At 61.3% G+C, this 26,077-nt stretch carries 23 protein-coding genes; 14 read left to right on the top strand and 9 right to left on the bottom strand.

Annotated elements, in window-relative coordinates; all coding sequences use genetic code 11:
- Window positions 1–221 precede the first annotated feature (221 nt).
- From U5G49_RS15095 to U5G49_RS15070, 6 genes are all read left to right on the top strand, one after another.
- Window positions 222–1,136 carry an ABC transporter permease gene (locus U5G49_RS15095; protein ID WP_018242921.1) on the top strand — a complete coding sequence of 305 codons (915 nt, stop codon included), beginning with the start codon at window positions 222–224 and terminating at the stop codon, window positions 1,134–1,136.
- A gap of 1 nt (window position 1,137) precedes the next feature.
- Entirely contained in the window at window positions 1,138–1,959 is an 822-nt protein-coding gene (locus U5G49_RS15090; RefSeq protein WP_018242920.1) for an ABC transporter permease, read from the top strand.
- 1 nt (window position 1,960) lies between these two features.
- Window positions 1,961–2,704, top strand: a complete 744-nt coding sequence (locus tag U5G49_RS15085; protein ID WP_018242919.1) for an aspartate/glutamate racemase family protein — start codon at window positions 1,961–1,963, stop codon at window positions 2,702–2,704.
- Window positions 2,705–2,707: 3 nt separating this feature from the next.
- The gene (locus U5G49_RS15080) at window positions 2,708–3,319 is read left to right on the top strand and encodes a flavin reductase family protein (RefSeq protein WP_018242918.1); all 612 of its coding nucleotides are present in this window, start codon (window positions 2,708–2,710) and stop codon (window positions 3,317–3,319) included.
- Window positions 3,320–3,511: 192 nt separating this feature from the next.
- The gene (locus U5G49_RS15075) at window positions 3,512–4,009 is read left to right on the top strand and encodes a heme-degrading domain-containing protein (RefSeq protein ID WP_012758341.1); all 498 of its coding nucleotides are present in this window, start codon (window positions 3,512–3,514) and stop codon (window positions 4,007–4,009) included.
- A gap of 132 nt (window positions 4,010–4,141) precedes the next feature.
- Window positions 4,142–4,765 (top strand): DUF2799 domain-containing protein, encoded by a 624-nt coding sequence (locus tag U5G49_RS15070; protein WP_193445473.1) that lies wholly within the window; start codon window positions 4,142–4,144, stop codon window positions 4,763–4,765.
- 110 nt (window positions 4,766–4,875) lie between these two features.
- Here the strand turns inward: U5G49_RS15070 and U5G49_RS15065 are convergent, their stop codons facing one another.
- Window positions 4,876–6,135: an AGE family epimerase/isomerase gene (locus U5G49_RS15065; protein ID WP_193445474.1), complete on the bottom strand. Its 1,260-nt coding sequence runs from the start codon at window positions 6,133–6,135 to the stop codon at window positions 4,876–4,878.
- Between the two features lie 269 nt (window positions 6,136–6,404).
- On the opposite strand from U5G49_RS15065, the gene metH reads away from it, so the two are divergent.
- A complete protein-coding gene (metH, locus tag U5G49_RS15060; RefSeq protein WP_193445475.1) occupies window positions 6,405–10,178 on the top strand; it encodes a methionine synthase in 3,774 nt (1,257 codons plus the stop codon).
- Window positions 10,179–10,312: 134 nt separating this feature from the next.
- Here the strand turns inward: metH and U5G49_RS15055 are convergent, their stop codons facing one another.
- Window positions 10,313–11,077, bottom strand: coding sequence for a GntR family transcriptional regulator (locus U5G49_RS15055; protein ID WP_018242914.1), 765 nt, complete (start codon window positions 11,075–11,077; stop codon window positions 10,313–10,315).
- Window positions 11,074–11,958, bottom strand: a complete 885-nt coding sequence (locus U5G49_RS15050; RefSeq protein ID WP_193445476.1) for an N-acetylglucosamine kinase — start codon at window positions 11,956–11,958, stop codon at window positions 11,074–11,076. Before U5G49_RS15050 ends, U5G49_RS15055 begins: the two co-directional genes overlap by 4 nt.
- A gap of 532 nt (window positions 11,959–12,490) precedes the next feature.
- Here U5G49_RS15050 and U5G49_RS15045 point away from each other — a divergent pair.
- From U5G49_RS15045 to U5G49_RS15025, 5 genes are all read left to right on the top strand, one after another.
- A complete protein-coding gene (locus U5G49_RS15045; RefSeq protein WP_018242912.1) occupies window positions 12,491–13,747 on the top strand; it encodes an ABC transporter substrate-binding protein in 1,257 nt (418 codons plus the stop codon).
- 218 nt (window positions 13,748–13,965) lie between these two features.
- Window positions 13,966–14,913, top strand: a complete 948-nt coding sequence (locus tag U5G49_RS15040; RefSeq protein WP_018242910.1) for a carbohydrate ABC transporter permease — start codon at window positions 13,966–13,968, stop codon at window positions 14,911–14,913.
- A gap of 9 nt (window positions 14,914–14,922) precedes the next feature.
- Window positions 14,923–15,762, top strand: a complete 840-nt coding sequence (locus tag U5G49_RS15035; RefSeq protein ID WP_018074095.1) for a carbohydrate ABC transporter permease — start codon at window positions 14,923–14,925, stop codon at window positions 15,760–15,762.
- Between the two features lie 41 nt (window positions 15,763–15,803).
- Window positions 15,804–16,817 (top strand): Gfo/Idh/MocA family protein, encoded by a 1,014-nt coding sequence (locus tag U5G49_RS15030; RefSeq protein ID WP_050578507.1) that lies wholly within the window; start codon window positions 15,804–15,806, stop codon window positions 16,815–16,817.
- A 10-nt stretch (window positions 16,818–16,827) separates the two neighbouring features.
- Entirely contained in the window at window positions 16,828–17,829 is a 1,002-nt protein-coding gene (locus U5G49_RS15025; protein WP_017988986.1) for an ABC transporter ATP-binding protein, read from the top strand.
- A gap of 74 nt (window positions 17,830–17,903) precedes the next feature.
- On the opposite strand, the gene U5G49_RS15020 is transcribed toward U5G49_RS15025, so the two are convergent.
- The 6 genes from U5G49_RS15020 to U5G49_RS14995 form a co-directional block, all read right to left on the bottom strand.
- On the bottom strand, window positions 17,904–18,209 hold the full coding sequence (locus tag U5G49_RS15020; protein ID WP_012758329.1) for an NIPSNAP family protein: 306 nt from the start codon (window positions 18,207–18,209) through the stop codon (window positions 17,904–17,906).
- A 196-nt stretch (window positions 18,210–18,405) separates the two neighbouring features.
- Window positions 18,406–19,467, bottom strand: coding sequence for an ABC transporter ATP-binding protein (locus tag U5G49_RS15015; RefSeq protein ID WP_028732867.1), 1,062 nt, complete (start codon window positions 19,465–19,467; stop codon window positions 18,406–18,408).
- 12 nt (window positions 19,468–19,479) lie between these two features.
- Window positions 19,480–20,268: an ABC transporter permease gene (locus U5G49_RS15010; protein WP_003561111.1), complete on the bottom strand. Its 789-nt coding sequence runs from the start codon at window positions 20,266–20,268 to the stop codon at window positions 19,480–19,482.
- Entirely contained in the window at window positions 20,265–21,158 is an 894-nt protein-coding gene (locus tag U5G49_RS15005) for an ABC transporter permease (RefSeq protein ID WP_018242905.1), read from the bottom strand. The genes U5G49_RS15010 and U5G49_RS15005 overlap by 4 nt, the downstream gene beginning before the upstream one ends.
- A 71-nt stretch (window positions 21,159–21,229) precedes the next feature.
- Window positions 21,230–22,333 (bottom strand): ABC transporter substrate-binding protein, encoded by a 1,104-nt coding sequence (locus tag U5G49_RS15000; RefSeq protein WP_018242904.1) that lies wholly within the window; start codon window positions 22,331–22,333, stop codon window positions 21,230–21,232.
- A gap of 190 nt (window positions 22,334–22,523) precedes the next feature.
- Window positions 22,524–23,396, bottom strand: a complete 873-nt coding sequence (locus U5G49_RS14995) for a MurR/RpiR family transcriptional regulator (RefSeq protein WP_018242903.1) — start codon at window positions 23,394–23,396, stop codon at window positions 22,524–22,526.
- Between the two features lie 179 nt (window positions 23,397–23,575).
- Between U5G49_RS14995 and U5G49_RS14990 the strand changes: the two genes are divergently transcribed.
- Together U5G49_RS14990 and U5G49_RS14985 are read left to right on the top strand one after the other, a co-directional pair.
- Window positions 23,576–24,346 (top strand): N-formylglutamate amidohydrolase, encoded by a 771-nt coding sequence (locus U5G49_RS14990; protein WP_130717247.1) that lies wholly within the window; start codon window positions 23,576–23,578, stop codon window positions 24,344–24,346.
- A gap of 119 nt (window positions 24,347–24,465) precedes the next feature.
- Window positions 24,466–26,022 (top strand): amino acid permease, encoded by a 1,557-nt coding sequence (locus tag U5G49_RS14985; RefSeq protein ID WP_028732865.1) that lies wholly within the window; start codon window positions 24,466–24,468, stop codon window positions 26,020–26,022.
- The last annotated feature ends 55 nt before the right edge of the window (window positions 26,023–26,077 follow it).

Below are 26,077 nucleotides of genomic sequence, written 5' to 3'. Positions count from 1 at the left end.
CCGGGGTCGACCCACGGGTCTCGACCCGTCCTTTGGACCCCCGCTGGGGAGAAGAGGGAGTTCGCGGTTTGGCCGCGAGACGAAACTGAGGTGCGCGGTGGCTTAGGTGCCGCCGCGATTCTTTTCTCCTCGGCGGGGAGAAGGTGCCGGCAGGCGGACGAGGGGCGGGGCACGAGCCCTCGGTCGTCACGCTTGACAATGAGACAACGGAGAACCGGATCATGGCGACCATCGCGGCGGAAACGGAGGAGGACGGCCAGGGCGCGCGCGGCGGGCGCGGACTGAGGCTTTCCCCATCGGCGATATCCTATCTCCAGGCGACGCCGCTGTTCGTCATTCTCGGCTTCTTCTTCCTGCTGCCGATCGCCATGATCGGCGTCGTCAGCTTCTGGGACTACGATTTTGCCGGTCTCTATCCCGATTTCCTGACAATGAACTACACCGACACGCTCGGTTCGTGGGTGACGTGGAAGACCTATCTTAACACCTTGAAATTCACTGCGATTGTCTGGTCGCTGACGCTCGTCATCGGCTTCTGGGTCGCCTATTTCTTGGCCTTCCACATTCGCAAGACTTCGACGCAGATGATCCTCTTCCTCGTCTGCACCGTGCCGTTCATGACGTCGAACATCATCCGCATGATCTCGTGGATCCCGGTGCTCGGGCGCAACGGCCTGGTCAATTCGACGCTGATCAATATGGGTATCATCCCCAAGCCGATCGAATGGCTGCTCTATTCCGATTTCGCTGTCGTGCTCGCCATGGTGCATCTCTATACGCTGTTCATGGTGACGCCGATCTTCAACACGCTGATGCGCATCGACCGATCGTTGTTCGAGGCGGCGCGCGATGCCGGCGCCTCCGGCTGGCAGGTGCTGTGGAATGTCGTCATCCCGCTTGCCAAGCCCGGCATGGCGATCGGCACGATCTTCGTCGTCACGCTTGTCATGGCTGATTTTTCGACGGTGCAGGTGATGTCCGGCGGCCAGAGCGCCTCGGTGGCACTGATGATGAAGAATCAGATGTCGCTCCTGCAATATCCGGCGGCTGCCGCCAACGCCGTGGTGCTGCTTGCCGTCGTGCTCCTGATGGTCGCGGCCATCCTGCGTGTCGTCGACATCCGCAAGGAGCTTTGAGATGAACCACGAAAAACGCGGCCTGGAATTCTATCTGCTGGCGATCTTCTTCATCATCTTCGTGCTGTTCCTCTACGGCCCGCTTTCGGCGATCCTGATCCTCTCCTTCCAGGGGCCGGATGGCGGCCTGACTTTCCCGATGAACGGTGTTTCCACGCACTGGTTCTTCAACCTGTTCGAGAAGCAGGCGGTCGGCGATTTCGGCGCTTCTTTCCGCCGCTCCTTCACCCTCGGGCTGATGGTGATGGTGGTGACTGTCGTCGTCTCGCTGCTCGCCGGCCTTGCCTTCCGCCGCCGCTTCCGCGGTTCGACCGCGCTGTTCTACGCCACGGTCGCCAGTCTCGTCGTGCCGTCGATCATCATCTCGCTCGGCATCGGCGTCGTCTTCCAGGAGGGAGGGCTGAAGCCCGCATGGTATTCGTCGGCTTTCGGCGCGCATCTGACCTGGACGCTGCCGTTCGGCGTGCTGATCATGTTTGCCGTCTTCAACCGCTTCTCGCCGGCCTATGAAGAGGCGGCGCGTGATCTTGGCGCCAGCTCCTGGCAGACGTTCCGCCATGTCGTGCTGCCGATGATCGCGCCGAGCCTCGTCGGCGTCGGCCTGTTCGGCTTCACGCTCTCCTATGACGAATTCGCCCGCACGCTGATGACATCAGGCACCTACAATACGCTGCCGCTCGAAATCTACGGCATGACCACCAACGTCACGACGCCGGTGCTCTATGCGCTCGGCACGGTGACGACGCTGTTCTCCTTCACCATCATTCTCGTCGCACTCGGCATCATGACGATGCTCAGCCGGCGGCAGGCAAAGATAAACTGACATGCGCATCCTCATCGTCAATCCGAACACCACGGCCTCCATGACCGAGAAGGCCGCGACCGCCGCGCGTGCGGTGGCCGCATCCGGCACGGAGATCATCGCCGCCACCTCGCGCATGGGACCGGTCTCCATCGAGGGACATTACGACGGTGCGCTGGCGATCCCCGGTCTGCTCGCCGAACTCAGGGACCGGCAGCCGGCGGGTTATGATGCAGCTGTTATCGCTTGCTTCGATGATACCGGGCTCGAAGCGGCACGAACCTTCGCTGATGTGCCGATCCTCGGGCTTTGCGAATCCGCGGTGGTGACGGCGGGCTTTCTGGCGCAGCGCTTCACCGTGGTGACGACGCTGGAGCGGTCGCGGGTGCTGATCGACAATCTGGTGCGCCGCTACGGCATGGGCGACCGCGCCAAGGTGCGCGCCTCCGACATTCCGGTGCTCGAGCTGGAAGATGCGGCCTCCGGCGCGATCGGCAAGCTCAGGGCCGAGATCGAGCGGGCGCTTTCGGAAGACGGCGCCGAGGCGATCGTACTCGGCTGTGCCGGCATGACCGATCTGGCGCGTGAGCTGCAGGAGATCTACGGCGTGCCTGTCGTCGATGGCGTCGCCGCCGCCGTCAAGCAGGCCGAAGCGCTGGTGTCGCTCGGACTTTGCACCAGCAAGCGCGGCTCCTACGCCACGCCGCTGCCCAAACCCTTCACTGGGGCGATGAGCGCGTTCTCGCCGATCCTGAAGGTCGGCTGACCGATGTCCGTTTCCTTCGACTTCGAGCAGCTTACCGAGCGCCAACGCTACAAGCTGATGATCGGCACGATCATTCCGCGGCCGATTGCGCTGGTGACGACGGTCGACGAGAATGGCCGGATCAACGCCGCGCCCTTCAGCTTCTTCAACTGCCTTTCGGCCGATCCGCCGATCCTTGCGATCGGGGTCGAGAACAATGCCGACATGTCGTTCAAGGACACCGGCCACAATATCCGCATGACCGAGGTGTTCACGGTCAATATCGTCTCCTTCGCGATCGCTGAGGCGATGCATATCTGCGGCGCCAAATATCCGCGCGGCGTCGACGAGTTGAAGGAAGCCGGCCTGACGGCGATGCCGGGCGAGAAGGTGGCCTCGCCCTTTATCGCCGAGGCGCCGGCTGCCTTCGAATGCCGGCGGCATGTGACGCTGGAGCTCGGCCGCTCGCGGCAGATCGTCATGGGCGAGATCGTCTATGCGCATTACCGCGACGGGGTCGTCGATCCGGAACGGCTGCATGTCGATCCGGCCGCGGTCGATGCCATTGCGAGGCTCGGCGGCGATACCTGCGCCACCATCCGCGACCGTTTCGAGATGTTGACGCCGAAGCTCTGACATAGGGCATTTGCGTTTTCTTCGAGTCACGAAAGTGCTCTATCTCTTTGTCTTCGCGCAATTCCGGACGCAAGACCGCTGCGCACTCTTGCTGGAATTGCTCCAGGGATAGGCCCAAGTTTTTGCTTTACTTTTTCGGCTCCCGCGAGAATGGTCGGCTACGGATCATTGCGGCAGAGGAGCGCTTTACCCATGACAATCGAGGACGATCTCAGCCGGATCGCGGAGCAGGAGAAAGTCCTGAGCTTCGACGCTTTCGACCTGACGACGGCATGGCAGCTCGGCAAGCTCCTGCAGGAACTCGCCACCGAGCGCGGCCTCGGCATCGCGATCGACGTGACCCTGCATTCGATGCCGGTCTTCTATGCGGCACTCCCGGGTGTCACGCCCGACAACGTCAACTGGGTGCGCCGCAAGCGCAATATGGTGCTGCGTTATTTCCGCAGCAGCTACGCTTCCGGCCTGAAGCTGCAGAAGGACGGCAAGACGGTCGAGGATAACGGGCTTTCCGGCGCCGACTATGCGCCGCATGGCGGCAGTTTCCCGATCAACGTCAAGGGCACCGGCTGCATCGGCGCCGTCACCGTCTCGGGACTGCCGCAGCGTGACGACCATAATCTCGCGGTCGAAGCGCTGGCGCTGATGCTGGCGAAGGATCTGGATACGCTCCGGCTCGCCCCGCTGCTTTGATGCGGTTTCTTCCGCCGTAATTTTGACAGAAAAAAGCCATGAAAACTGCAAATTTGCGTCGCCGTGACGGTGACGCGGGCTTGTCGTGCGGCTAAGCTGCGGCATCGCACTCCTCATCTTACCCGGGACGCCATGATCCGCTTGTTTCTTGCGCTTGCCGCCACCATCGGCTTCGGTCTTTTGCTTGCCTCCTGCAACACGCTTTCCAAGGAGGAATGCGTCGCCGCCGACTGGCGGGTGATCGGCGAGAGCGACGGCGCGGCGGGCTACGAGCCGCAACAGCGCTTCGCCGCACATGCGAAATCCTGCGAGCGGGTCAAGATCGTACCCGATCAGACGATCTGGTCTCAGGGATATCAGGCCGGTCTGGTGCGCTACTGCACGCCGCTCAGCGGGCTTGCGCGCGGCCAGGCGGGCAGCGGCTATGCCAATGTCTGCCCGCCCGAGACCGCGCCGGGTTTCCTGCGTGGCTTCGGCCTCGGCAGCAAGCAGCACGAGCTGCAGGCACGCCTCAGCTCGACGCAGAGCGATTATAGCAATAAGGAAACTGAAATCGACGAGCTTTCCGACAAGCTGAGGGATGCCAAGGATGGCGACCGCTCGGAACTGCGCCGGCGGACCGAGGATCTCGAAGACGACATGCACGACATCCGCCGCGACCAGCGCGACGTGCAGGACGATCTCGACCGCGTCAGCGAGGATGTCGAGTGGTTCCAGCGCAACCCGAGTGCCGAACTGCCGGCGCCAGGCTACTGATCCTTACAGCGCCGCGCGTCGTTTTGGACGCGCAAAGGACGCTGTAATTAAATAGTTAGAGCATGATGTCGTCCGAAAACCGCTCGCACTTTTCGGCATCATGCTCTGCTTCAGAGCTTCCCGCCGGCCTCGGCGATGCCCTTTGTCAGGCTGCCGGTCGCCGGGAAGAGCGGGATGAGGCAGGCCTGCAGGGCGTGATAGATATCGCCCTTGCCGGGGAACAGCGAGTGTGAGGGGACGAGATCTTCCGTCAGCTCCTCGTGCCAGCCGCCGTTCTTGTGATCGATGAAGGCGCGTTCGATCACGTTCCAGATCTTGCGGTAGCTCTCTTCATGGAAATCGCTCGGCAGGTGCTCGTTGAGGAAATGCGCGGCGGCCGCACCTTCGCAGGCTGGCCACCAGAGCTTGTTGCGCTTGGCGGGCTTGTCGTCCCAGTCGAGCGTATAGAAGAAGCCGCCCTTGTCGTTATCCCAGCCGAGCGCCATGGATTGCGCAAAGAGCGCCTTGGCCGCATCCGGCATCCATTCGATGCGTTTGCCGCCGAGCGCCCAGAGCTGCAGGATGAGGCGGGCCCATTCCAGCCAGTGGCCGGGCGTCGTGCCGGCCGGGCGGAACATTTCGTTCGGATGATAGTACGTCTTGTCGAGATTCCATTCGGCGTCGAAATGCTCGGCGACGCGCCAGTCGACCGAACCGGCGGCGCGGCGGATGACGAGATCGGCGATGCTTTCGGCCTTGGTCAGATAGTCCCGGTCGCCGGTGGCTTCGAAGGCCGCCATCAGCGCTTCGGTCAGGTGCATGTTGGAGTTCTGGCCGCGATAGGCGCCGCCATCGAGCGGCTGCCAGTCGGCGGTGAATTCCTCGGCGATCGCGCCGTGTTTCGCTTCCCAGAACTTCGTATTCAGGATCTCGGTGATATCATCAAGCATGCCGTCGGCAAGCGGATGGCCGATCGTCTTTGCGGCTGAGGCGGCGAGCAACACGAAAGCATGGCCATAGCCCTGCTTGTTGGAATCGACGGGACCGTTATTGTCGAGGGACCAGAAATAGCCGCCATTTTTCCGGTCGCGATGATGGTTCCAGATATAGTCCATGCCGTGGTCGACGACATCGGCAGCGCCGGGACGACCAAGCAGGGCGCCGATCGAGAAGCAATGCACGGCGCGCGCGGCGATATGGATGCCGCGGACCTGGCCCTCGGCGTCGAGCGGCCCGCCTTGGTCGTCGAGATCGTAGAAACCGCCCTTGGGGTTGACCGAATTGTGCTGGAAGAAATCGAAAAGACCGTTCGCCTGGGTCAGCAGCCAGTCGCGATGATAGGCGCGGGTCGTCCAGTTTCCAAGCGCGGCGTTGCCGGTTGCGGGTGCCATGATGCTCCTCCGATTTCGTGCACAAGCGTCGCAAACGCCTATATAGAGGTCGGGCAAGCCTGTCATCTGGCTAGCGCATCGTGCTTTCCGAAAATCGAATTGCGGAAAACACGATGCGCAGATTCAAACTGCTACAGCGTCCTTTGCGCGTCTTAAAAGACGCGCGGCGCTGTAGACTTGCAAAGCACGAAATCGCCAGGCATATATTGACATAAAGATATCTTTATGTGATTTGGAAGTCTGGTCTTATGACGTCAAGGAGCCCTCCCGTGTTTGACAATCTCTTTGGTCCGGAAACGGGCAAGCGTGACGGCAGTGAAGTTTTCGCAGCTTTGAAACAAGCCGCGAGCGAACGCATCCTTGTTCTCGACGGCGCCATGGGCACGCAGATCCAGGGGCTCGGCTATGACGAAGACCAGTTTCGCGGAACGCGCTTCATCGGCTGCGCCTGTCACCAGAAGGGCAATAACGACCTTCTGATCCTGACCCAGCCGGATGCGATCGAAGAGATACATTACAGATACGCCAAGGCCGGCGCCGACATTCTCGAGACCAACACCTTCTCTTCGACCCGCATCGCGCAGGCCGATTACGAGATGGAAGGTGCGGTTTACGACCTCAACAAGGAAGGTGCGGAGATCGTGCGCCGGGCGGCACTGCGCGCCGAGCGCGAGGACGGCCGCCGCCGCTTCGTCGCCGGCGCCATCGGGCCGACCAACCGCACCGCCTCGATCTCGCCCGACGTCAACAATCCGGGCTTCCGCGCCGTCACCTTCGACGATCTGCGTTCCGCTTATGGCGAGCAGATCGACGGGCTGATCGACGGCGGCGCCGACATCATCCTCATCGAGACGATCTTCGACACGCTGAATGCCAAGGCGGCGATCTTCGCCTGCGAGGAGCGCTTCGAGGCCAAGGGCGTGCGCCTGCCCGTGATGATCTCGGGCACGATCACCGACCTTTCCGGCCGCACGCTGTCCGGCCAGACGCCATCGGCCTTCTGGAATTCCGTGCGCCATGCCAATCCCTTCACGATCGGGCTCAACTGCGCGCTCGGCGCCAATGCGATGCGCCCGCACCTGCAGGAGCTTTCGGGCGTTGCCGACACCTTCATCTGCGCCTATCCGAATGCCGGCCTGCCGAACGAGTTCGGCCAGTATGACGAAACGCCGGAGCTGATGGCGGCGCAGATCGACAGCTTCGCCCGCGAAGGCCTGGTCAACATCGTCGGTGGCTGCTGCGGCTCGACGCCGGAGCATATCAAGGCGATCGCCGAGACCGTTGCCAAGTACAAGCCACGGCCGATTCCCGAGCACCGCCCCTTCATGTCGCTGTCGGGTCTCGAACCCTTCGAACTGACGAAGGACATCCCCTTCGTCAATGTCGGCGAGCGCACCAACGTCACCGGCTCGGCCCGCTTCCGCAAGCTGATCACCAACGCCGATTTCACCGCAGCGCTCGATGTCGCCCGCGACCAGGTTGAGAACGGCGCGCAGGTGATCGACATCAACATGGACGAAGGCCTGATCGATTCCGAAAAGGCGATGGTCGAGTTCCTCAACCTGATCGCCGCCGAGCCTGACATCGCCCGCGTGCCTGTCATGATCGACTCGTCGAAGTTCTCGATCATCGAATCCGGCCTGAAGCGCGTTCAGGGCAAGCCGATCGTCAACTCGATCTCGCTGAAGGAAGGCGAGGAGAACTTCCTCGCCCAGGCGCGGCTGCTGCACAATTACGGTGCCGCCGTCGTCGTCATGGCCTTCGATGAGACGGGGCAGGCGGACAGCTACGAGCGCAAGGTGGATATCTGCACGCGCGCCTACAAGCTGCTGACCGAAAAGATCGGCTACCCGCCTGAGGACATCATTTTCGATCCGAACATCTTCGCGGTCGCCACCGGCATCGAAGAGCACAACAACTACGGCGTCGATTTCATCGAGGCGACGCGGACGATCCGCGAGCGCATGCCGCTGGTGCATATTTCGGGCGGCGTCTCCAACCTGTCCTTCTCGTTCCGCGGCAACGAGCCGGTGCGCGAGGCGATGCATGCCGTGTTCCTCTACCACGCCATCCAGGCGGGGATGGACATGGGCATCGTCAATGCCGGCCAGCTTGCCGTCTACGACAATATCGATCCCGAGCTGCGCCAGGCTTGCGAGGACGTGGTGCTGAACCGCCGCGCCGACGGCACCGAGCGGCTGCTCGAAGTGGCCGAGCGTTTCCGTGGCGCCGGTGCCAGGGAAGGCCGGGTCCAGGATCTCTCCTGGCGCGAATGGAGCGTCGAGAAGCGTCTCGAACACGCGCTGGTCAACGGCATCACCGAATATATCGAGGCCGATACCGAGGAGGCGCGCCAGCAGGCCGCCCGGCCGCTGCACGTCATCGAAGGGCCGCTGATGGCCGGCATGAATGTCGTCGGCGACCTGTTCGGCTCGGGCAAGATGTTCCTGCCGCAGGTGGTCAAGTCGGCGCGCGTGATGAAGCAGGCGGTCGCCGTGCTGCTGCCCTACATGGAAGAGGAAAAGCGCCTCAACGGCGGCGATGAACGCCGGTCGGCCGGCAAGATCCTGATGGCGACGGTCAAGGGCGACGTACACGATATCGGCAAGAACATCGTCGGCGTCGTGCTTGCCTGCAACAATTACGAGATCGTCGACCTCGGCGTCATGGTGCCGGCGACGAAGATCCTTGAAACGGCGATTGCCGAGAAGGTCGACGTCATCGGCCTTTCCGGCCTGATCACGCCGTCGCTCGACGAGATGGTGCATGTTGCCGCCGAGATGGAGCGGCAGGGTTTCGAGATCCCGCTGTTGATCGGCGGGGCGACGACCAGTCGCGTGCATACGGCCGTGAAGATCCATCCGGGCTACAACAAGGGGCAGACGGTCTACGTCACCGATGCGAGCCGCGCCGTCGGCGTTGTTTCGGCGCTGCTGTCGCCGGAGACCCGCCAGAGCTATGTCGACGATATAAGAGCCGAATATGCCAAGGTGGCGGCCGCCCATGCGCGCAGCGAGGCCGAGAAGGTGCGCCTGCCGCTGCCCCGGGCTCGCGAGAATGCCCACAAGATCGACTGGTCTGCCTACCAGCCGGTGAAGCCGCAATTCTTCGGCACGCGGGTGTTCGAGGATTACGATCTGGCCGAGCTTGCCAAATACATCGACTGGACGCCGTTCTTCCAGACCTGGGAGCTGCGCGGCCGTTACCCCGCCATTCTGGAAGACGAGAAGCAGGGCGAGGCGGCGCGCGCGCTCTGGGCCGATGCGCAGGCCATGCTCAAAAAGATCATCGACGAGAAGTGGTTCCGCCCGCGCGCCGTCATCGGCTTCTGGCCGGCCGGCGCCGTCGGCGACGATATCCGGCTGTTCACGGACGAGAGCCGGAAACAGGAGCTTGAGACCTTCTATACGCTGCGGCAGCAGCTTTCGAAGCGGGACGGGCGGCCGAACGTGGCGCTCTCCGACTTCGTCGCGCCTGTCACAAGCGGTGTTCAGGATTATGTCGGCGGCTTCGTGGTGACGGCGGGTATCGAGGAGATCGCCATCGCCGAACGTTTCGAACGGGCGAACGACGATTATTCTTCGATCCTCGTCAAGGCGCTGGCCGACCGCTTCGCCGAAGCTTTTGCCGAGCGCATGCATGAACAGGTACGACGCGAATACTGGGGCTATGCCAAGGACGAGACGCTCAGCAAGGAGGATCTCATCACCGAAGCCTATGCCGGCATCCGCCCGGCGCCCGGTTATCCCGCCCAGCCTGACCACACCGAAAAGGCAACGCTGTTCAAACTGCTCGACGCTGAAAAAGCGGCTGGCGTGAAGCTGACGGAGAGCTATGCGATGTGGCCGGGTTCCTCGGTCTCCGGCCTCTATATCGGCCATCCCGACTCCTATTATTTCGGCGTTGCCAAGGTGGAGCGCGATCAGGTGGAAGACTATGCGGCCCGCAAGGGCATGGAGGTTTCCGAAGTCGAGCGCTGGCTCGGACCGGTGCTGAACTACGTGCCGCGCAAGGTCGAAACCGAGATCGAGGATGCGGCGTAACCAGCCGTTTGGCGTCGTCCGCTGATAAAGTGATTCAAGAAACGATGGAGCCGGAAAGTGATTCACTTTCCGGCTCCATGCTTTTGAAAATCAAGAAGATTATTCCTTGGAGCCGATGCTGTCGGCTTTGCGGTTCAAGTCACCGCGATCGTCAACTCCGCGACGAAATCATAGGCGTCGCCGCGATAGAGCGAGCGGGTGAATTCGACGGCGCGGCCTGAGCCGAGATAGGAGATACGCTCGATCGACAGGCCGGCCGCACCCACGGAGACGCCGAGAAGCTGGGCATCGGCTTCCTTCATGTTGGTCGCCGAGATGCGCTGCACGGCGCGCACAGGGCGAACCTGGAGGCGTTCGAGTTCGGCATAGAGTGAATTGGTGACGGCTGAGGGATCGGGCAGGAATTCGCCGGAGACGCTAGCGTTCTCGATCGCCAGCGGCTGGTCGTCGGCGATGCGCAGGCGGGAGAGGCGCGAAACCTTGACGTCGGTACCGAGGCCAAGGATCATCATCTCGTCGGGCGAGGGGGTGTGGATGCCCTTGTGCAGCCATTCGGAGCGGGAGGACATGCCGCGGCGCGCCATATCCTCAGTAAAGGAGGTGAGCTGCGACAGGCGTTGCTCGACCTTGGAGACCGGCTTGGCGACGAAGGTGCCCGAGCCGTGGCGGCGCACCAGCAGGCCGTCGGCGACAAGATCGTCGATCGCCTTTCGCACGGTGACGCGGCTGACGGCGGCGAATTCGGCGATGTCACGTTCCGGCGGCAGCGCATCGCCGTGGCCGAGCGTGCCGGTGCGCACGGCCTCTTCGAGCATGCGGCGCAGCTTGACGTAGAGCGGGCCGGTGCCGGCAGCCTGCAGGCGCTCCAGGGACAGGATGGTAGCGAGGTCGTCGCTCATGCCGCACCTCTCTGTCGGTCGTTCAGGAGCTTCACCGCAAGTTCCACCGCGCCGTGCAAGGCATCGTTCTTCGGTCTGGCAAGCAGCGGCCTGTAGCGTTCGGAAAGCCAGGGTTCATAGGCTTCGGCAAGACCTCCGAGCAGGCAGATCGACGGGCATTCGGGCCAGAGCAGCGCGTCGAGGCTTTCGCCGATCGCCGTTGCGGCATCCGTAACGATGCCGACCGCGACGGCATCGCCCTTGGCCGCATGCTGGAAGACGATCGGTGCGTAGCGGGCAAAGTCCTTCGGTCTTGCCGAATGCGCGAATTCGACGATGCGCTCCGGATCATTGCCGTATTCGGCCATGACCGCTTCGGTGATCGGCGATGCCGGGCGCACTCCGTCGTGGGCGAGCAGCGATCGTTCCAGGAGGTCACGGCCGAGGCGGGCGCCGCTTGCCTGGTCGCCGACGACGAAACCCCAGCCGCCGATGCCATTCAGTCGGCCATCCCTACGGGCGTTATAGACCGAGCCGGTGCCGAAGGCGCCGACGATGCCGTCGGCATCGCCGAGCGCGCCCTGCAGCGCGATCAGCGCATCGGTGACGACGCGGCCTTCGGCGAAGGGCAGGGCCTTTTCGATTCGCCTGCCGTAATCCCCGACATTGGCGCCGGCGACGCCGACGACGGCTGCGACGAAGGAAATGGTTTCTGCAGCAAGCCCGGCATCGCGCAGCGCCTGCCGGGCGGATTCAACGATATTGAGAAGAGAGTTTTCGAGATCCGACAGAATGTTGGCAGGGCCTGCCTTGCCGCGGCCGATGATATTGCCGTTTCTGTCCGCGACCGCGGCTCGGCAGCTTGTTCCGCCGCCGTCTATGCCGATTGCAAGCTCCGTCATCGGGCCTCCGAATATGCCGTTCCCCATGTTTTTTAATACAATACCAAAAAAATACCATTTACCAAGTGGGAATGCGGGAGAAAATCAATCTTTTTATCTTATTGATTTTGCTTGATAAAATTTTTTAATGAATTTTTGGCAGCGAAAAAGTTAAATTCGGCTGGACAATTGGTATTTTTTTGGCCTTAATTCGATCAAAGGGAACAGCGTTTCGAAGCCCACGAAAACCGGCAGTAAAGCCAAGCCGGAACCGCTTCGAGGATGATTGCAAGGACACCTGCCGGCCCGTGTGGCCAGTGGTTGAGTTCAGGCATCCATCGGCTTTCCCTCGTCATTTCGCCGCGCCCGGTGCAGGCCACCGGGAAGGCGCGCACTTCCGGCCGCAGGCGATCCGCCTTTGCGTCCACGAGCTTTCGGGGCCGGCAGTCGCTGGCGGTCCTCCAAGGGGCATTGGGGTGTTTCCTCAGACACGCCAATTGCTTGTTTCAGATCGAAAAACGGCGCCTTCGGCGCCTGACAACAGGAGAGGGAAATGAAAAACACTGCTCTGAAAAGCTTGCTGCTTGCCTCTAGCCTGCTGACGCCGGCAGGTCTCGTCCATGCCGCCGACGTCACGCTGACGCTCGAAAGCTGGCGTAACGACGACCTGCAGATCTGGCAGGAAAAGATCATTCCGGCGTTCGAAGCCAAGAACCCGGGCATCAAGATCGTCTTCTCGCCGACCGCGCCGACCGAATACAATGCTTCGCTGAACGCCAAGCTCGATGCCGGTTCCGCAGGCGACATCATCACCTGCCGTCCGTTCACCTCGCTCGAGCTCTTCAACAAGAAACAGCTTGTCGACATCACCAGTCTGCCGGGCATGGAGAACTTCTCTCCGGTCGCCAAGGCCGCCTGGGCGACCGACGATGGCAAGTCGACCTTCTGCGTGCCGATGGCATCGGTCATCCACGGTTTCATCTACAACAAGGATGCCTTCGATAAGCTCGGCATCTCCGTGCCGAAGACGCAGGACGAGTTCTACGCAGCGCTCGACAAGATCAAGGCCGACGGCACCTACATCCCGCTCGCCATGGGCACCAAGGATCTCTGGGAGGCCGCCACCATGGGCTACCAGAATATCGGCCCGAACTACTGGAAGGGTGAGGAAGGCCGTAAGGCCTTGATCGAAGGCAAGCAGAAGCTGACCGACGCCGAATGGGTCAAGCCCTATGAGGAGCTCGCCAAGTGGAAGCCCTATCTCGGCGACGGTTTCGAAGCCCAGACCTATTCGGACAGCCAGAATCTCTTCACGCTCGGCCGTGCCGCCATCTACCCGGCCGGTTCGTGGGAAATCTCGCTGTTCAACAGCCAGGCGCAGTTCAAGATGGGCGCCTTCCCGCCGCCGGTTCCGAAGGCCGGTGACACCGGCTACATCTCCGACCATCCGGACATCGGCGTCGCCTTGAACGCGAAGAGCACACATGCCGAGGAAGCCAAGAAGTTCCTCAGTTGGGTTGCTTCGCCTGAGTTCGCCGACATCTATGCGAACTCGCTGCCGGGCTTCTTCAGCCTGAACTCCACCCCGGTCAAGATGTCCGATCCGCTCGCTCAGGAGTTCGTCTCCTGGCGCGGCCCGTACAAGTCGACCATGCGCTCGACCTATCAGATCCTGTCGCGCGGCACGCCGAACCTCGAAAACGAGACCTGGGTCGAATCGGCCAATGTGATCAACGGCACGGATACGCCTGCGGTTGCTGCCGAAAAACTCCAGAAGGGCCTCGACAGCTGGTACAAGCCGGCCAAGTGATGTGATCAGGGGCGGCGTTTGCCGCCCCTCGTCCGGCCTGCTGGCCACCTTCTCCCGCTTGCGGGGAGAAGGAGACTCGCAGCGACCTCCCAGCCCGACATGGCATTTCAGCAGGGCACGTTCCTTCTCCCCGCAGCCGGAGAGAAGGGCAGGGTGAGGCGCAATGTTTTCCATCTGTGCTGCGCCTTGCGGCCAGTCGACAAGAACAGGCAAAAGCCATGAGCGAAACCGACAACGCGGTCGATATCGTCCCGATCAGGCGCCCGGTGCGCTGGCACATCTTCGTCTTCATGCTGCCGGCCCTGATCGTCTATTCCGCCGTCATGGTGCTGCCCCTTATCGAAACGCTCCGGTTGTCGCTCTACAATACGGTCGACGGGCAGCCGGCCTTCGTCGGACTGGCGAATTTCAAGGTGCTGTTCGGCGATGCGCGCTGGGCGCGCGATTTCTGGAATGCCCTTGTCAATAACCTGATCTTCTTTGCCATCCACATGTGCGTGCAGAACCCGATAGGCGTGGCGCTTGCCGCCCTGCTTTCGGTGCCGAAGCTGCGCGGCGTTGCCTTCTACCGCACGGCGATGTTTCTGCCGACGCTCCTGTCCTTCGTCATCGTTGGCTTCATCTGGAAGCTCATCCTCTCGCCGATCTGGGGTGTGGCGCCCTGGATGCTCGATCTCATCGGCTTGAAATTCCTGTTCGCGCCCTGGCTCGGTAAGTCCGGTTCGGCGCTGATCGCGGTGTCGCTGATCTCGAACTGGCAATATATCGGCATTCCGATGATGCTGATCTATGCCGCACTGCTCAGCATCCCCGAAGAGGTGATCGAGGCGGCCGAATGCGACGGCATCACCGGCTGGGCCCAATTCTGGAAAATCAAGCTGCCGCTCATCCTGCCGGCGATCGGCATTATCTCGATCCTGACTTTCGTCGGCAATTTCAACGCCTTCGACCTGATCTATACCGTGCAGGGGGCGCTTGCCGGGCCAGACATGTCGACCGACATTCTCGGCACGCTGCTCTACCGCACCTTCTTCGGTTTCCAGCTTCAGCTCGGCGACCGCTCGATGGGTGCGACCATCGCCACGGTGATGTTCCTCATCATTCTCGCCGGCGTCTCGCTTTATCTGTTCGTCATCCAGCGGCGCATGCGTCGCTACCAGTTCTGAGGAGCGCGCATGTCCAAGGCACGCACATCTCCCATCCGCACCGGCCTCGTGCATCTGGCGCTGAGCGCCTATACGCTGGTCGCGCTGTTTCCGGTGTTTCTGACCATCGTCAACTCTTTCAAGGATCGTGCCTCGATCTTCCGCGAGCCGCTGATGATCCCGACGCCGTCGACCTTCAGCCTCGTCGGCTATCAGACGGTGCTCGGGCAGGGCGATTTCGCCACCTATTTCCAGAACAGCTTCATCGTCACGATCGTCTCGATCCTGCTGGTGCTGCTCTTCGGCGCCATGGCGGCCTTCGCGCTCTCGGAGTATCGCTTCCGCGGCAATATGCTGCTTGGTCTCTACATGGCGATCGGCATCATGATCCCGATCCGTCTCGGCACGGTGGCGATCCTGCAGGGCATGGTCGCGGCCGGCCTCGTCAATACGCTGACGGCGCTGGTCCTCGTCTATACCGCGCAGGGCATACCGCTGGCGATCTTCATCCTGTCGGAATTCATGCGCACGGTTTCGGACGATCTGAAGAATGCCGGGCGCATCGACGGGCTTTCCGAATATGCGATCTTCTTCCGCCTGGTGCTGCCGCTGGTGCGCCCTGCGATGGCGACGGTCGCGGTGTTCACGATGATCCCGATCTGGAACGACCTCTGGTTCCCGCTGATTCTCGCGCCCTCCGAGGCCACCAAGACGGTCACACTCGGCTCGCAGATCTTTATCGGCCAGTTCGTCACCAACTGGAACGCGGTGCTGGCGGCGCTGTCACTGGCGATCCTGCCTATCCTCGTCCTCTACGTCATCTTCTCGCGGCAGCTGATCCGCGGCATCACGTCAGGAGCCGTCAAGTGACAGTAAAACCGATCCGTGTCCTCGTTGCCGGCCTCGGCAATATGGGTCGCAGCCACGCGCTCGCCTATCACAACAATCCCGGCTTCGAGATCGTCGGTCTCGTCAACCGCTCGACGCCGCAATTGGAGCCTGAGTTGCAGGGCTATACGATCCATCCCGACTTCACGGCGGCGCTGGCCGAGCTGAAGCCGGACCTCTGCTCCATCAACACCTATTCCGACAGCCATGCCGATTATGCCGTCGCCGCCTTCGAGGCCGGCTGCGACGTCTTCGTGGAAAAGCCGCTTGCAACCACCGTCGCCGATGCCGAGCGCGTCGTCGCGGCAGCTAAGAAGGCGGGGCGCAAGCTGGTGATCGGTTATATCCTTCGCCATCATCCTTCCTGGATGAAGCTGATCGAAGAGGCGCGCAAGCTCGGTCCACCTTACGTCTTCCGCATGAACCTCAACCAGCAGTCCAGCGGCCCGACGTGGGCGACGCACAAGTCGCTGATGCGCACCACCTCGCCGATCGTCGACTGCGGCGTGCATTATGTCGACGTCATGTGCCAGATCACCGACGCCAAGGCTGTCGAGGTGCGCGGCATGGGGCTGCGTATGTCGGAAGAGATCGCCGCCGACATGTATAATTACGGTCACCTGCAGGTGCTGTTCGAGGATGGTTCGGTCGGCTGGTACGAGGCCGGCTGGGGCCCGATGATCTCGGAGACCGCCTTCTTCGTGAAGGATGTCATGTCGCCGAAAGGCGCGGTGTCGATCGTCATGGATCCGAACGCCAAGTCCGACGATATCGACACGCACACCAAGACCTCGGTGATCCGGCTGCACACTGCCGAGACCGGGCCTGACGGCAAGTTCATCCGACCCGACCAGGACATGACGATGGAAGGCGAACCCGGCCATCAGGCGCTCTGCGACCTGGAACAGGCCTTCATGCTGAGGGCGATCCGCGAGGATCTGGACCTCGACCGCCATATGGCGGATGCGGTGGCGTCGCTGCGCATCTGCCTTGCCGCCGACGAGAGCGTGCGTACCGGCCAGCCGGTCAGATTGTAAGGGAAAAACAGTGGGATCGCTTCAACTCAAATCCATCCGCAAGACCTATGGCACGCATGAGGTGCTGAAAGGCATCGACCTCGAGGTCAAGGACGGCGAATTCGTCATCTTCGTCGGGCCGTCGGGCTGTGGGAAATCGACGCTGCTGCGCAGCATTGCAGGCCTCGAAGACGTCACGTCAGGCGCCGTCGTCATCAATGGTCGCGATGAGACGCTGACGCCGCCGGCCAAGCGCGGCATTGCCATGGTGTTCCAGTCTTACGCGCTCTATCCGCATCTGACGGTCAAGGACAATATGGGGCTTGGTCTCAAGCAGGCCGGCACCGCCAAGGACGAGATCGACAAGCGTGTCGGCAAGGCATCCGGCATGCTTTCGCTGGAACCCTATCTGGCGCGGCGGCCGGCCGAGCTCTCCGGCGGCCAACGCCAGCGCGTCGCCATCGGCCGTGCTATTGTGCGCGAACCGGAACTCTTCCTGTTCGACGAACCGCTGTCGAACCTCGATGCGGCGCTGCGCGTCCAGACCCGTCTCGAAATCGCCCGGCTGCACCGCAGTCTGAAGGCGACGATGATCTATGTCACCCACGATCAGGTCGAGGCGATGACGCTTGCCGACAAGATCGTGGTGCTGAATGCCGGCGCGATCGAGCAGATCGGTTCGCCGATGGAACTCTACAAACGACCGGCCAATGTCTTCGTTGCGGGCTTCATCGGCTCACCGCAGATGAATTTCATCGCGGCCGAGAAGGTTGGCGATCACAGCGCCAAGACGATCGGCGTGCGTCCCGAACACCTGACGTTGTCGCGCGAACAGGGGACTTGGGCTGCGAAGGTCGTGCATGTCGAGCATCTCGGCGCCGACACGATCATCTATCTGGAATCTGATCAATGCGGCCTGTTGACGGCGCGTCTGTTCGGCGAGCACCAGTATGAGCCGGACGAGATCGTCTATGCGACCCCGGACCAGGCGCATGTGCATCGCTTCGATGTAGACGATCAGGCGATCCGCTAAGCGCCTGACAGAACGAAAAAGCCCCGCCAGCCAGCCTGGCGGGGCTTTTTCGTTTCCCGTCGTGTGCGGTTCGATCAGCCGAGCACGGGCCGCATGAAGCTGCGTTCATAGCTGACGATACTGCGGTTGCGTTTGTCGAGTTCGAAGGCGGCCTGACATTCCGGATCGCTTGCCATGCGTGTGCGATAGTCCTCGTAGGCGGCAAGGCTCGGGAAGGAAAACAAGGCAACGGCAATGTTGTTGGCGCCTTCGGACGGCAGGAAATAACCGTGATGGGTGCCGCCCATTCTGTTGACGATCGGAATCCAGAGCCGGGCATATTCCTCGAATTCGGCAAGCTTGTACGGATCGATCACATAACGCAGGTGGCAGGTAATCATTGACATATCCCATCGCGTAAATGCCGGGCGGAGGGCTGCCCGGCTCATTTGGTCTATTCAACTTCTGGCACTGGGCTGGGAGAGTTCAAGTGCTTTACGGTGATGGCTGCATCACGTTTGCTGACAGGTCGGCCGGCCTGAAATGAAAAAAGCGCCGCGTCGGCGGCGCCTTCCAGGCGAGGTCGCGCTACGCTGGTTAGTCGCGGATGATGAGCAGGTCGGCTGCCATGAAGCGCAGCGTTACCGTTTCGCCGGCCTGCGGCGGGGTGGTGCCCGGGCTGTTGAACATGTCGAAGGAGATGACGTTGCCGCCAACATTCATGCGGGTGCGAATGACCGACCCCAGAAAATGGGCCGAAACGACCTGACCGGTCAGCGCCGTGTCGCTCTTGACGCTGTCGGAGAGCGAGCCGGCTTCCGGACGCAGGGCTAGCGAAATGGTTTCGCCGGCCTTGTGGGCGGCGACGGACTGCTTCAGCGTTATGCCCTGATCGCCGATCTGGATGCGGTTGGTATCGGGATCGACGACCTTGGCCTCGATGAGGTTCAGCGTGCCGACGAAGGAGGCTACGAAGCGCGTCGCCGGCGTATTGTAGATCTCGAAGGGCGAACCGATTTGGTCGGCTTTGCCGGCATTCATGACGACGATGCGGTCGGAGATCGACAGGGCCTCTTCCTGATCATGGGTGACGAAGACTGTGGTGATGCCGAGCTGCTGCTGGATCTGGCGGATTTCCTCGCGCAGCGACACGCGGATCTTGGCGTCGAGTGCGGAGAGCGGCTCGTCGAGCAGCAGCACCTGCGGCTTGACAGCAAGCGCACGGGCAAGGGCGACACGCTGCTGCTGGCCGCCCGACAGTTGATAGGGGAAGCGGTCGGCCAGGTGATCGAGCTTGATCAGGCCGAGCATTTCCTTGACGCGGGCGTCGATCTCAGGCTTCGGGGCGCCTGCCACCTTGAGGCCGAAGGCGACGTTGTCGTGCACCGTCATGTTGGGGAACAGCGCGTAGGCCTGGAACACCATGCCGATATTGCGCTGGTTCGGCTTCAGCGAACTCTGATCCTTGCCGTTGATGGTCAGCGTGCCGCCAGTCGGCGTTTCAAAGCCGGCGATCATGCGCAGGACGGTCGTCTTGCCGCAGCCCGACGGTCCGAGGAAGGAGATGAACTCACCCTTCTCGATCGTCATGTTGAAGTTCTTGACGACCTGAACCGGGCCGAAGGATTTCTGAATGTTGTTCAGCGTGAGAAAAGACATGAGCCAGATACCTTAAGCCTTTGCCGGGGCGGCTTTGCCGAAGCGGGAAACGAGGTTGAGCAGGCCCATGCTGAGCCAGGTGATCGAGAAGGCGATGACGGCAAGCGCCGAAGGCTCGTAGGCCTTGTTGGCGCCGACGAGCTGCAGGTAGGGACCGAAGGCCGGACGGTTGAGAAGTGCGGCAAAGGTGAATTCGCCCATGACGATTGCGAGCGTGATGAAAGCGCCTGAGAGCACGCCGCTCATGACATTCGGGAAAATGCATTTGAACATGATGGTCGTCCATCGGGCGCCGAGGCTTTCGGCCGCTTCCGTCAGCGTGCGGACGTCGATGGCGCGCATGGCGGTATCGACGGCGCGGTACATATAGGGGAGGGACAGCGTGATATAGGAGAAGACCAGCAGGATGTTGGTCCCGGTCGTCGAACCCGTCAACGGTAGGTAAGAGGACGAATTATACATTCTGAGGTAACCGAAGACGATGACGATCGCCGGAATGACAAGCGGCAGCAGTGTGATGAATTCGACGACCGGACGCATCTGCGGCAGGCGCAGGCGCACCCAATAGGCCGTCGGCACGACGAGCAGCATACCGAAGACGATGGTGAGCAACGCCATCAGCATGGAATAGCCGAAGGTCTCGCGGAACTGAATGTCGGAGAATACCGACTCATAAGCATCGAGGCTGTATTCGCCGCGGCGCATGCGCAACGAAAACTCGATTGTGCCGATCAACGGAATGACGAAATAGGATGCACCCAGAATGACAGCGATCCAGGCTCCGAGACGTTGAGCTTTCATTTCTGCCACCGTTCGGCGCGCATGCGCAGCATGAGGTAAAGGACGTTGGAGACGCCGGTGATGACGATCATGCCGAGCGCGATGGCGTAACCGAGATTGGCATTGTGCAGAACGTCGCCGCGGATCTGTGCATAGAGCAGGATCGGCACGATGTTCAGCGAGCTACCGGTCAGCGCGAAAGCGGTGGCGATGGCGCCGAAAGCGTTGGCGAAGAGCAGCAACGTTGTGCCGAGCAGGCTCGGCCAAAGGATCGGCAGCGCGACCATGGTCCAGTACTGGCGGTTGGTGGCGCCGAGGATCTGCGAGGCTTCGCGCCATTCCTTCTTCATGCCGTCGAGGGCCGGCGTCAGGATCAGCACCATCAGCGGGATCTGGAAATACATGTAGGTGATGGTGAGGCCTAAGAAGGACAGCAGATTGAAGCCGGTGCCGTAGAGATTGAAGCCGAACCATTCGCGCAGGAAAATCGTCACAAGCCCGGTGCGGCCGAGCGTTGCGAGAAAGGCGAAGGCAAGGGGCACGCCGGCGAAATTCGAGGCGACACCGGAGAAGGTCAAGAGCGTCGAACGGACGGAGGCGGGCAGGCCGCCCAGCACAACGGCCCAGGCGAGGAAGAAGCCGATCAGCGCACCGCCTAGAGCCGACGCCACCGAGACACGGATACTGATCGAGTAGGCGCTCATGATGGATGGGGTAAAGAGATCACCGATATTCTTCAGCGTGAAATCGCCCTCGGGCGTCAGGAATGCGCCCGCCACAAGATAAAGCGTGGGGATGATCAGGAACAGCAGGGAGAAAATGATGAAGGGTGCAATGCCCAGCCAGTCGATCACGCGATCTCTGTTGATCAAGGGGGCACTGCGCACCATAGGCGTTGAAACGGTGCTCATGGAAAAGCTCATCCTGGGGCGTCGGAGTGAGAAAACCTCCCCGCCTTGCGGCGGGGAGGCAGGATTAGAGGCTACTTGACGGCGGCGCCGACGACGGAATCCCAGTTCTTGGTGATGGCTTCCTTGCCAGCGGACTGTTCTTCGAGCGTCGGGAAAACGGCCTTTTCATAGGCTGCAGCCGGCGGCAGCTTGTCGAGCAGTTCCTTCGGGATCTTGTTGTTCTTGGCAAGATCGTTGAAGCGGATCGGGTGGCAATAGCCCTTCAGCCAGCCGAGCTGACCTTCGTCGGAATAAAGGTATTCCATCCAGAGCTTGGCAGCGTTCGGGTGCGGAGCGAAGGCGGAGATAGCCTGGACGTAGACACCGGCAACGACGCCCGACTTCGGAACGACGACCTCGAACGGAGGATTGCCCTTCAGGCTTTCTCCCCAGGAGAGGGCGTTGTAATCCCAGGCAACGATGATCGGCGTCGAGCCCTGCGCGAACGGAGCCGCCTTGCCGACAACCGGCACGAAATTGCCGTTCTTGTTCAATTCGGCGAAGAATTTCAGACCTTCTTCGCCGGCCTTGGCAGCGTCACCGCCGGATGCGGAAAGACCGGCGGCATAGACGCCCTGGACGGCCTGGTTGGCGGTGCGCGGGTCGCCTGCGAGGGCAACGCTGTTTGCGTAGTCGCTCTTTTTCAGGTCGGCCCAATCGGCGGGCGATTCTTTGACGAGATCCTTATTCACGAGGAACGAGAGAACGCCGTAGTAGTCGCCGTACCAGTAGCCTTCGGCATCCTTGGCGGTATCCGGGATGGAGTCCCAGGTGGAGACCTTGTAAGGCTGGATCAGGCCGTCTTTCTTTGCAGACGGGCCGAAAGAGAGGCCGACGTCGATGACGTCAGGAGCCTGCGGGCCGGTGTTGCCCTTGTTGGCCTTGATGGCTTCGACTTCGTCGCCCGAACCCGCATCCGGGTTGAGCTCGTTGACCTCGAGGCCATACTTGGCCTTGAAGCCGGCAATGACTTCGCCGTAGCCGCACCAGTCGTGCGGAAGAGCGATCGTCGTCAGCGTGCCTTCCTTCTTGGCGGCGGCGATAAGTTCAGCGCTCGGCTCGGCAGCGGCAATCGCGGTCGAAGCCACGATCATCGCAGTAGAAAGCGACAGTAGTCGAGAAATGTTAGAGATCACTGTTGTTCTCCTTCGGGTTTTCAGTGTCTGGCGATGCTGTTAATGAGCTTACATGAAGCTTGTATGACGATTGGATGACGTTCATTTCACCCTAAATAGCAGGCGGTTGCGGCAATGTTTCATTTGCGACAGCGCGCCGTGGTTCCGTGAAAATCCGTCATTGTTTTTCTTCTGTTTTAATCTTGTCCTCCTAGCCGGGTTTACGGAAAAGCCTGGTCTGCTCGAACAGGCCTTCCAGTGTCTTCATGCGCTCCTTCGTCTCGTCCCAGGTCGAATTCTGAACGGCCTCGATCAGCGCTTCGACGATGAAAAGGGTGACGACGGAGGAATCCCAGGCCGACGGCGCCTCGATCCGGACGCGAAAAGCATGCCTGGCGAGCTTGGCGGCGGGCGAGGCCCACTGGTCGGTGAAGACGACGATTTCGGCGCCACGCTTGCGGGCGGCGGTGGCGAGGCTCACCATCTCCTGCTCGTAGCGGCGGATGTCGAAGATGATCAGGATGTCTCCGGCATTCATGTTGAGGACATATTGCGGCCAGCTGCTGGAATTCGACGATAGCAGTGTCGTTGCCGGCCGGATGACCTGCATATGGGTGAAGAAATATTCGGCAAGCGCGCCAGTGATGCGACCGCCGACGAAATAAAGGCCGCGCTTACGGTCGGAGAGCAACGCGGCGACGCTGTCGAAAGTCGCGGTGTCGAGATCGGTCAGCGTCTGGCGCAGATTGCCCATGATCGCATCGGCGAAACGGTTGAGAATATGGGTGCCTGGGGCGTTCTGCGCCCAGCGGTCATGTTTGGCGATGGGGTTCGAGATCGTCGCCTCGACTTCCTGATGCAGATGCGCCTGAAAGTCCGGATAGCCCTTGAAGCCGAGCTTCTGCACCATGCGCACGACGGTCGGCGTCGAGACGCCGGCGTTCTCGGCGATCGTAGTGATGCTACCGAGCCCGGAGACCGGATAATTGTCGAGCAGGCTTTCGGCCAGCTGCTTCTCGGCACGCGTCAACACCCCCAAATGCGAGTGTATGACGTCCGAAACCGTCTTCGACGCAACTGTCACGTACTTATGCTCCCCGGGATGGTCTGGCGCCACTTTCCCACTCAAAGTTAACAACGCTGTCATAATCGATGTCAACCACTGTCATGAAAAGAAATTTTCAGTGGATGCTTGACACGGGTTGAAACCTGAAGAATTCTTTTCTTCATAAGGAATTTGTTAAGGGATAAGGAGTGGCGCCTTTGGTGCTAGCCCGACCGAAAATCCTCAGCGAAGCGGACGGTGACTGCGTCGGGATCGAGCGCATCCACGGCCGGAGTCCGGTGCTTCTCATCTGCGAGCACGCTTCGAATGCGCTTCCAGCCCTTTACGGCGATCTCGGCCTGCCCAGCGAGGCGCTCTCCAGTCACATTGCCTGGGACCCGGGCGCGCTTGCGGTCGCGCGCAGCATATCGGAAGCGCTCGACGCGACGCTTGTTTACCAGCGGTTCTCGCGGCTTATCTATGACTGCAACCGGCCGCCCAGTTCACCCGGCGCCATGCCGGAAACCAGCGAGATCTACGCCGTTCCCGGCAACAAGGATTTGAGCCCTGAAGAACGGCTTGCGCGCACCGACGCGCTCTACGTTCCTTTCCATGACGCCATTCGCGGACTGATCCGCGATCGCCGGGCGAGGGGACAAGACAGCGTCATCGTGACGATGCACAGCTTCACGCCGGTCTATCACGGCCGCGAACGTGCCGTCGAACTCGGCATATTGCACGATGAGGACAGCCGGCTCGCCGACCGGATGCTGGAGGTCGCGGCCGAGGCGCCGCTTTACAGGACGGAACGCAACCAGCCTTACGGGCCTGAGGACGGCGTGACCCACACGCTGATCCTGCACGGGCTTTCGAACGGCTTGCGCAATGTGATGATCGAGGTCCGTAACGACCTCATCGCAGACGATATCGGCCAAGGGGTCATGGCCGACTATCTGAAAGGGCTGCTCCAGCAAAGCCTGGACGCCTGACATAAAAAGAAGACCCGAGGGAGCAGTTTAACTGCGGACGTCCGCACGGCGAAAATGCCGCGGACAATTGGCACTGAACCGGCCGCAATCCCGCGGCCGATCGTGAACAGGGGGAAGTCATGTCGGATTATTCCGAACTGGACAAGAAGCAGGATGTGCACATCCTGCATTCCATGGGTTATGCCCAGGAACTCGAACGACGCATGAGCTCGTTCTCGAACTTCGCCGTATCATTCTCCATTATCTGCATCCTCTCTGGCGGCATCAATTCGCTGGCGCAGGCAACCTCGGGCGCCGGCGGAGCCGCGATCGGCATCGGCTGGCCACTCGGCTGCTTCATCTCGCTCGTCTTCGCCGTCGCCATGGCGCAGATCAGCTCCGCTTATCCGACGGCCGGCGGCCTCTATCACTGGGGCTCCATCCTCGGTAACCGGTTCACCGGCTGGCTGACCGCCTGGTTCAACCTGCTCGGTCTCGTCACTGTGCTCGGCGCCATCAACGTCGGCACCTACTATTTCTTCATGGGTTCGTTCGGCACCAGCTATTTCGGGCTGACGGATACGACGATGGTGCGCATCGCCTTCCTCGTTGTCATTACCGGCGCGCAGGCGCTCGTCAACCACATGGGCATCGGACTGACCGCGAAGCTGACGGACTTTTCGGGTTATCTGATCTTTGCAACAGCAATCGCGCTGGCGGCCGTCTGCCTGATCGCAGCGCCCTCCTACGAGATCGGTCGCCTCTTTACCTTCGCCAACTATTCCGGCGAAGTCGGCGGTAATGTCTGGCCCTCCACTTCCGGTGCTTGGGTCTTCCTTCTCGGCCTGCTTCTGCCGATCTACACCATCACCGGCTATGACGCCTCGGCGCATACGTCGGAAGAGACAGTCAAGGCTGCCGAATCGGTCCCGCGCGGCATGGTCGCGTCGGTTCTCTGGTCGGCGCTTTTCGGATACATCATGCTCTGCGCCTTCGTTCTGATGTTGCCGAATATGGATGATGCGGCAAAGCAGGGCTGGAACGTGTTCTTCTGGGCGATGGACAGCCAGGTGAACCCGATCGTCAAGGATATTCTCTATCTTGCCATCTTGGTCAGCCAGTGGCTGTGCGGGCTTGCGACCGTCACCTCGGTCTCGCGCATGATCTTTGCCTTCTCGCGTGACGGCGGTCTGCCGGCATCGAAGGCCTTGTCGAAGGTCAGCCCGCAATACCGCACGCCGGTGGCTGCGATCTGGACCGGCTCGATCCTGTCGGTTCTGTTCGTCTGGGGTTCCTCGCTCGTTTCGATCGGCGACACGCCGGTCTATACGATCGTCGTCTCGTGCACGGTCATCTTCCTGTTCTTCTCCTTCGCGATCCCGATCACGCTCGGCCTGTTCGCCTGGGGCACGTCGAAGTGGGACAAGATGGGGCCATGGAACCTCGGCGAAGGCGTCTTCAAGCTCTTCGCGGTGCTGACTGTGATCGCGATGATCCTGATCTTCATCCTCGGCATCCAGCCGCCGAATGAATGGGCGCTCTACATCACCGTTGGTTTCCTGGTGCTGACCGCGATCGTCTGGTTCGGCTTCGAAAGCCGTCGCTTCAAGGGGCCGCCGATCGGCGCCGAAGTGGCAAAGCGTCAGGCCGAGATCGCGGCCGCCGAAGCAGCCGTCGGCGAAAGCGGCGAAAACTAAGCATCAAGGCTTCCCTCTCAAATGGCGGGGCCGCATCCTGCGGCCCCATCACGGT

It is taken from the genome of Rhizobium indigoferae, assembly GCF_034554815.1.
GTDB classification, from domain to species: domain Bacteria; phylum Pseudomonadota; class Alphaproteobacteria; order Rhizobiales; family Rhizobiaceae; genus Rhizobium; species Rhizobium leguminosarum.
Note: the sequence above shows the minus strand (reverse complement) of the source record. Positions and strands in the feature narration are given on the sequence as shown.

What these genes read in the sequence shown, in the direction of transcription:
- U5G49_RS15030 (WP_050578507.1), top strand. Translation starts at nt 15,804, where the DNA reads ATGGGTCGCAGCCACGCGCTCGCCTATCACAACAATCCCGGCTTCGAG.
- U5G49_RS15015 (WP_028732867.1), bottom strand. Translation starts at nt 19,467, where the DNA reads ATGTCTTTTCTCACGCTGAACAACATTCAGAAATCCTTCGGCCCGGTT.
- U5G49_RS15035 (WP_018074095.1), top strand. Translation starts at nt 14,923, where the DNA reads ATGTCCAAGGCACGCACATCTCCCATCCGCACCGGCCTCGTGCATCTG.
- U5G49_RS15055 (WP_018242914.1), bottom strand. Translation starts at nt 11,077, where the DNA reads ATGAGCGACGACCTCGCTACCATCCTGTCCCTGGAGCGCCTGCAGGCT.
- U5G49_RS15090 (WP_018242920.1), top strand. Translation starts at nt 1,138, where the DNA reads ATGAACCACGAAAAACGCGGCCTGGAATTCTATCTGCTGGCGATCTTC.
- U5G49_RS15005 (WP_018242905.1), bottom strand. Translation starts at nt 21,158, where the DNA reads ATGAGCACCGTTTCAACGCCTATGGTGCGCAGTGCCCCCTTGATCAAC.
- U5G49_RS15020 (WP_012758329.1), bottom strand. Translation starts at nt 18,209, where the DNA reads ATGATTACCTGCCACCTGCGTTATGTGATCGATCCGTACAAGCTTGCC.
- U5G49_RS15095 (WP_018242921.1), top strand. Translation starts at nt 222, where the DNA reads ATGGCGACCATCGCGGCGGAAACGGAGGAGGACGGCCAGGGCGCGCGC.
- U5G49_RS15065 (WP_193445474.1), bottom strand. Translation starts at nt 6,135, where the DNA reads ATGGCACCCGCAACCGGCAACGCCGCGCTTGGAAACTGGACGACCCGC.
- U5G49_RS14985 (WP_028732865.1), top strand. Translation starts at nt 24,466, where the DNA reads ATGTCGGATTATTCCGAACTGGACAAGAAGCAGGATGTGCACATCCTG.
- U5G49_RS15075 (WP_012758341.1), top strand. Translation starts at nt 3,512, where the DNA reads ATGACAATCGAGGACGATCTCAGCCGGATCGCGGAGCAGGAGAAAGTC.
- U5G49_RS15080 (WP_018242918.1), top strand. Translation starts at nt 2,708, where the DNA reads ATGTCCGTTTCCTTCGACTTCGAGCAGCTTACCGAGCGCCAACGCTAC.
- U5G49_RS15070 (WP_193445473.1), top strand. Translation starts at nt 4,142, where the DNA reads ATGATCCGCTTGTTTCTTGCGCTTGCCGCCACCATCGGCTTCGGTCTT.
- U5G49_RS15010 (WP_003561111.1), bottom strand. Translation starts at nt 20,268, where the DNA reads ATGAAAGCTCAACGTCTCGGAGCCTGGATCGCTGTCATTCTGGGTGCA.
- U5G49_RS15040 (WP_018242910.1), top strand. Translation starts at nt 13,966, where the DNA reads ATGAGCGAAACCGACAACGCGGTCGATATCGTCCCGATCAGGCGCCCG.
- U5G49_RS15085 (WP_018242919.1), top strand. Translation starts at nt 1,961, where the DNA reads ATGCGCATCCTCATCGTCAATCCGAACACCACGGCCTCCATGACCGAG.
- U5G49_RS15045 (WP_018242912.1), top strand. Translation starts at nt 12,491, where the DNA reads ATGAAAAACACTGCTCTGAAAAGCTTGCTGCTTGCCTCTAGCCTGCTG.
- U5G49_RS15050 (WP_193445476.1), bottom strand. Translation starts at nt 11,958, where the DNA reads ATGACGGAGCTTGCAATCGGCATAGACGGCGGCGGAACAAGCTGCCGA.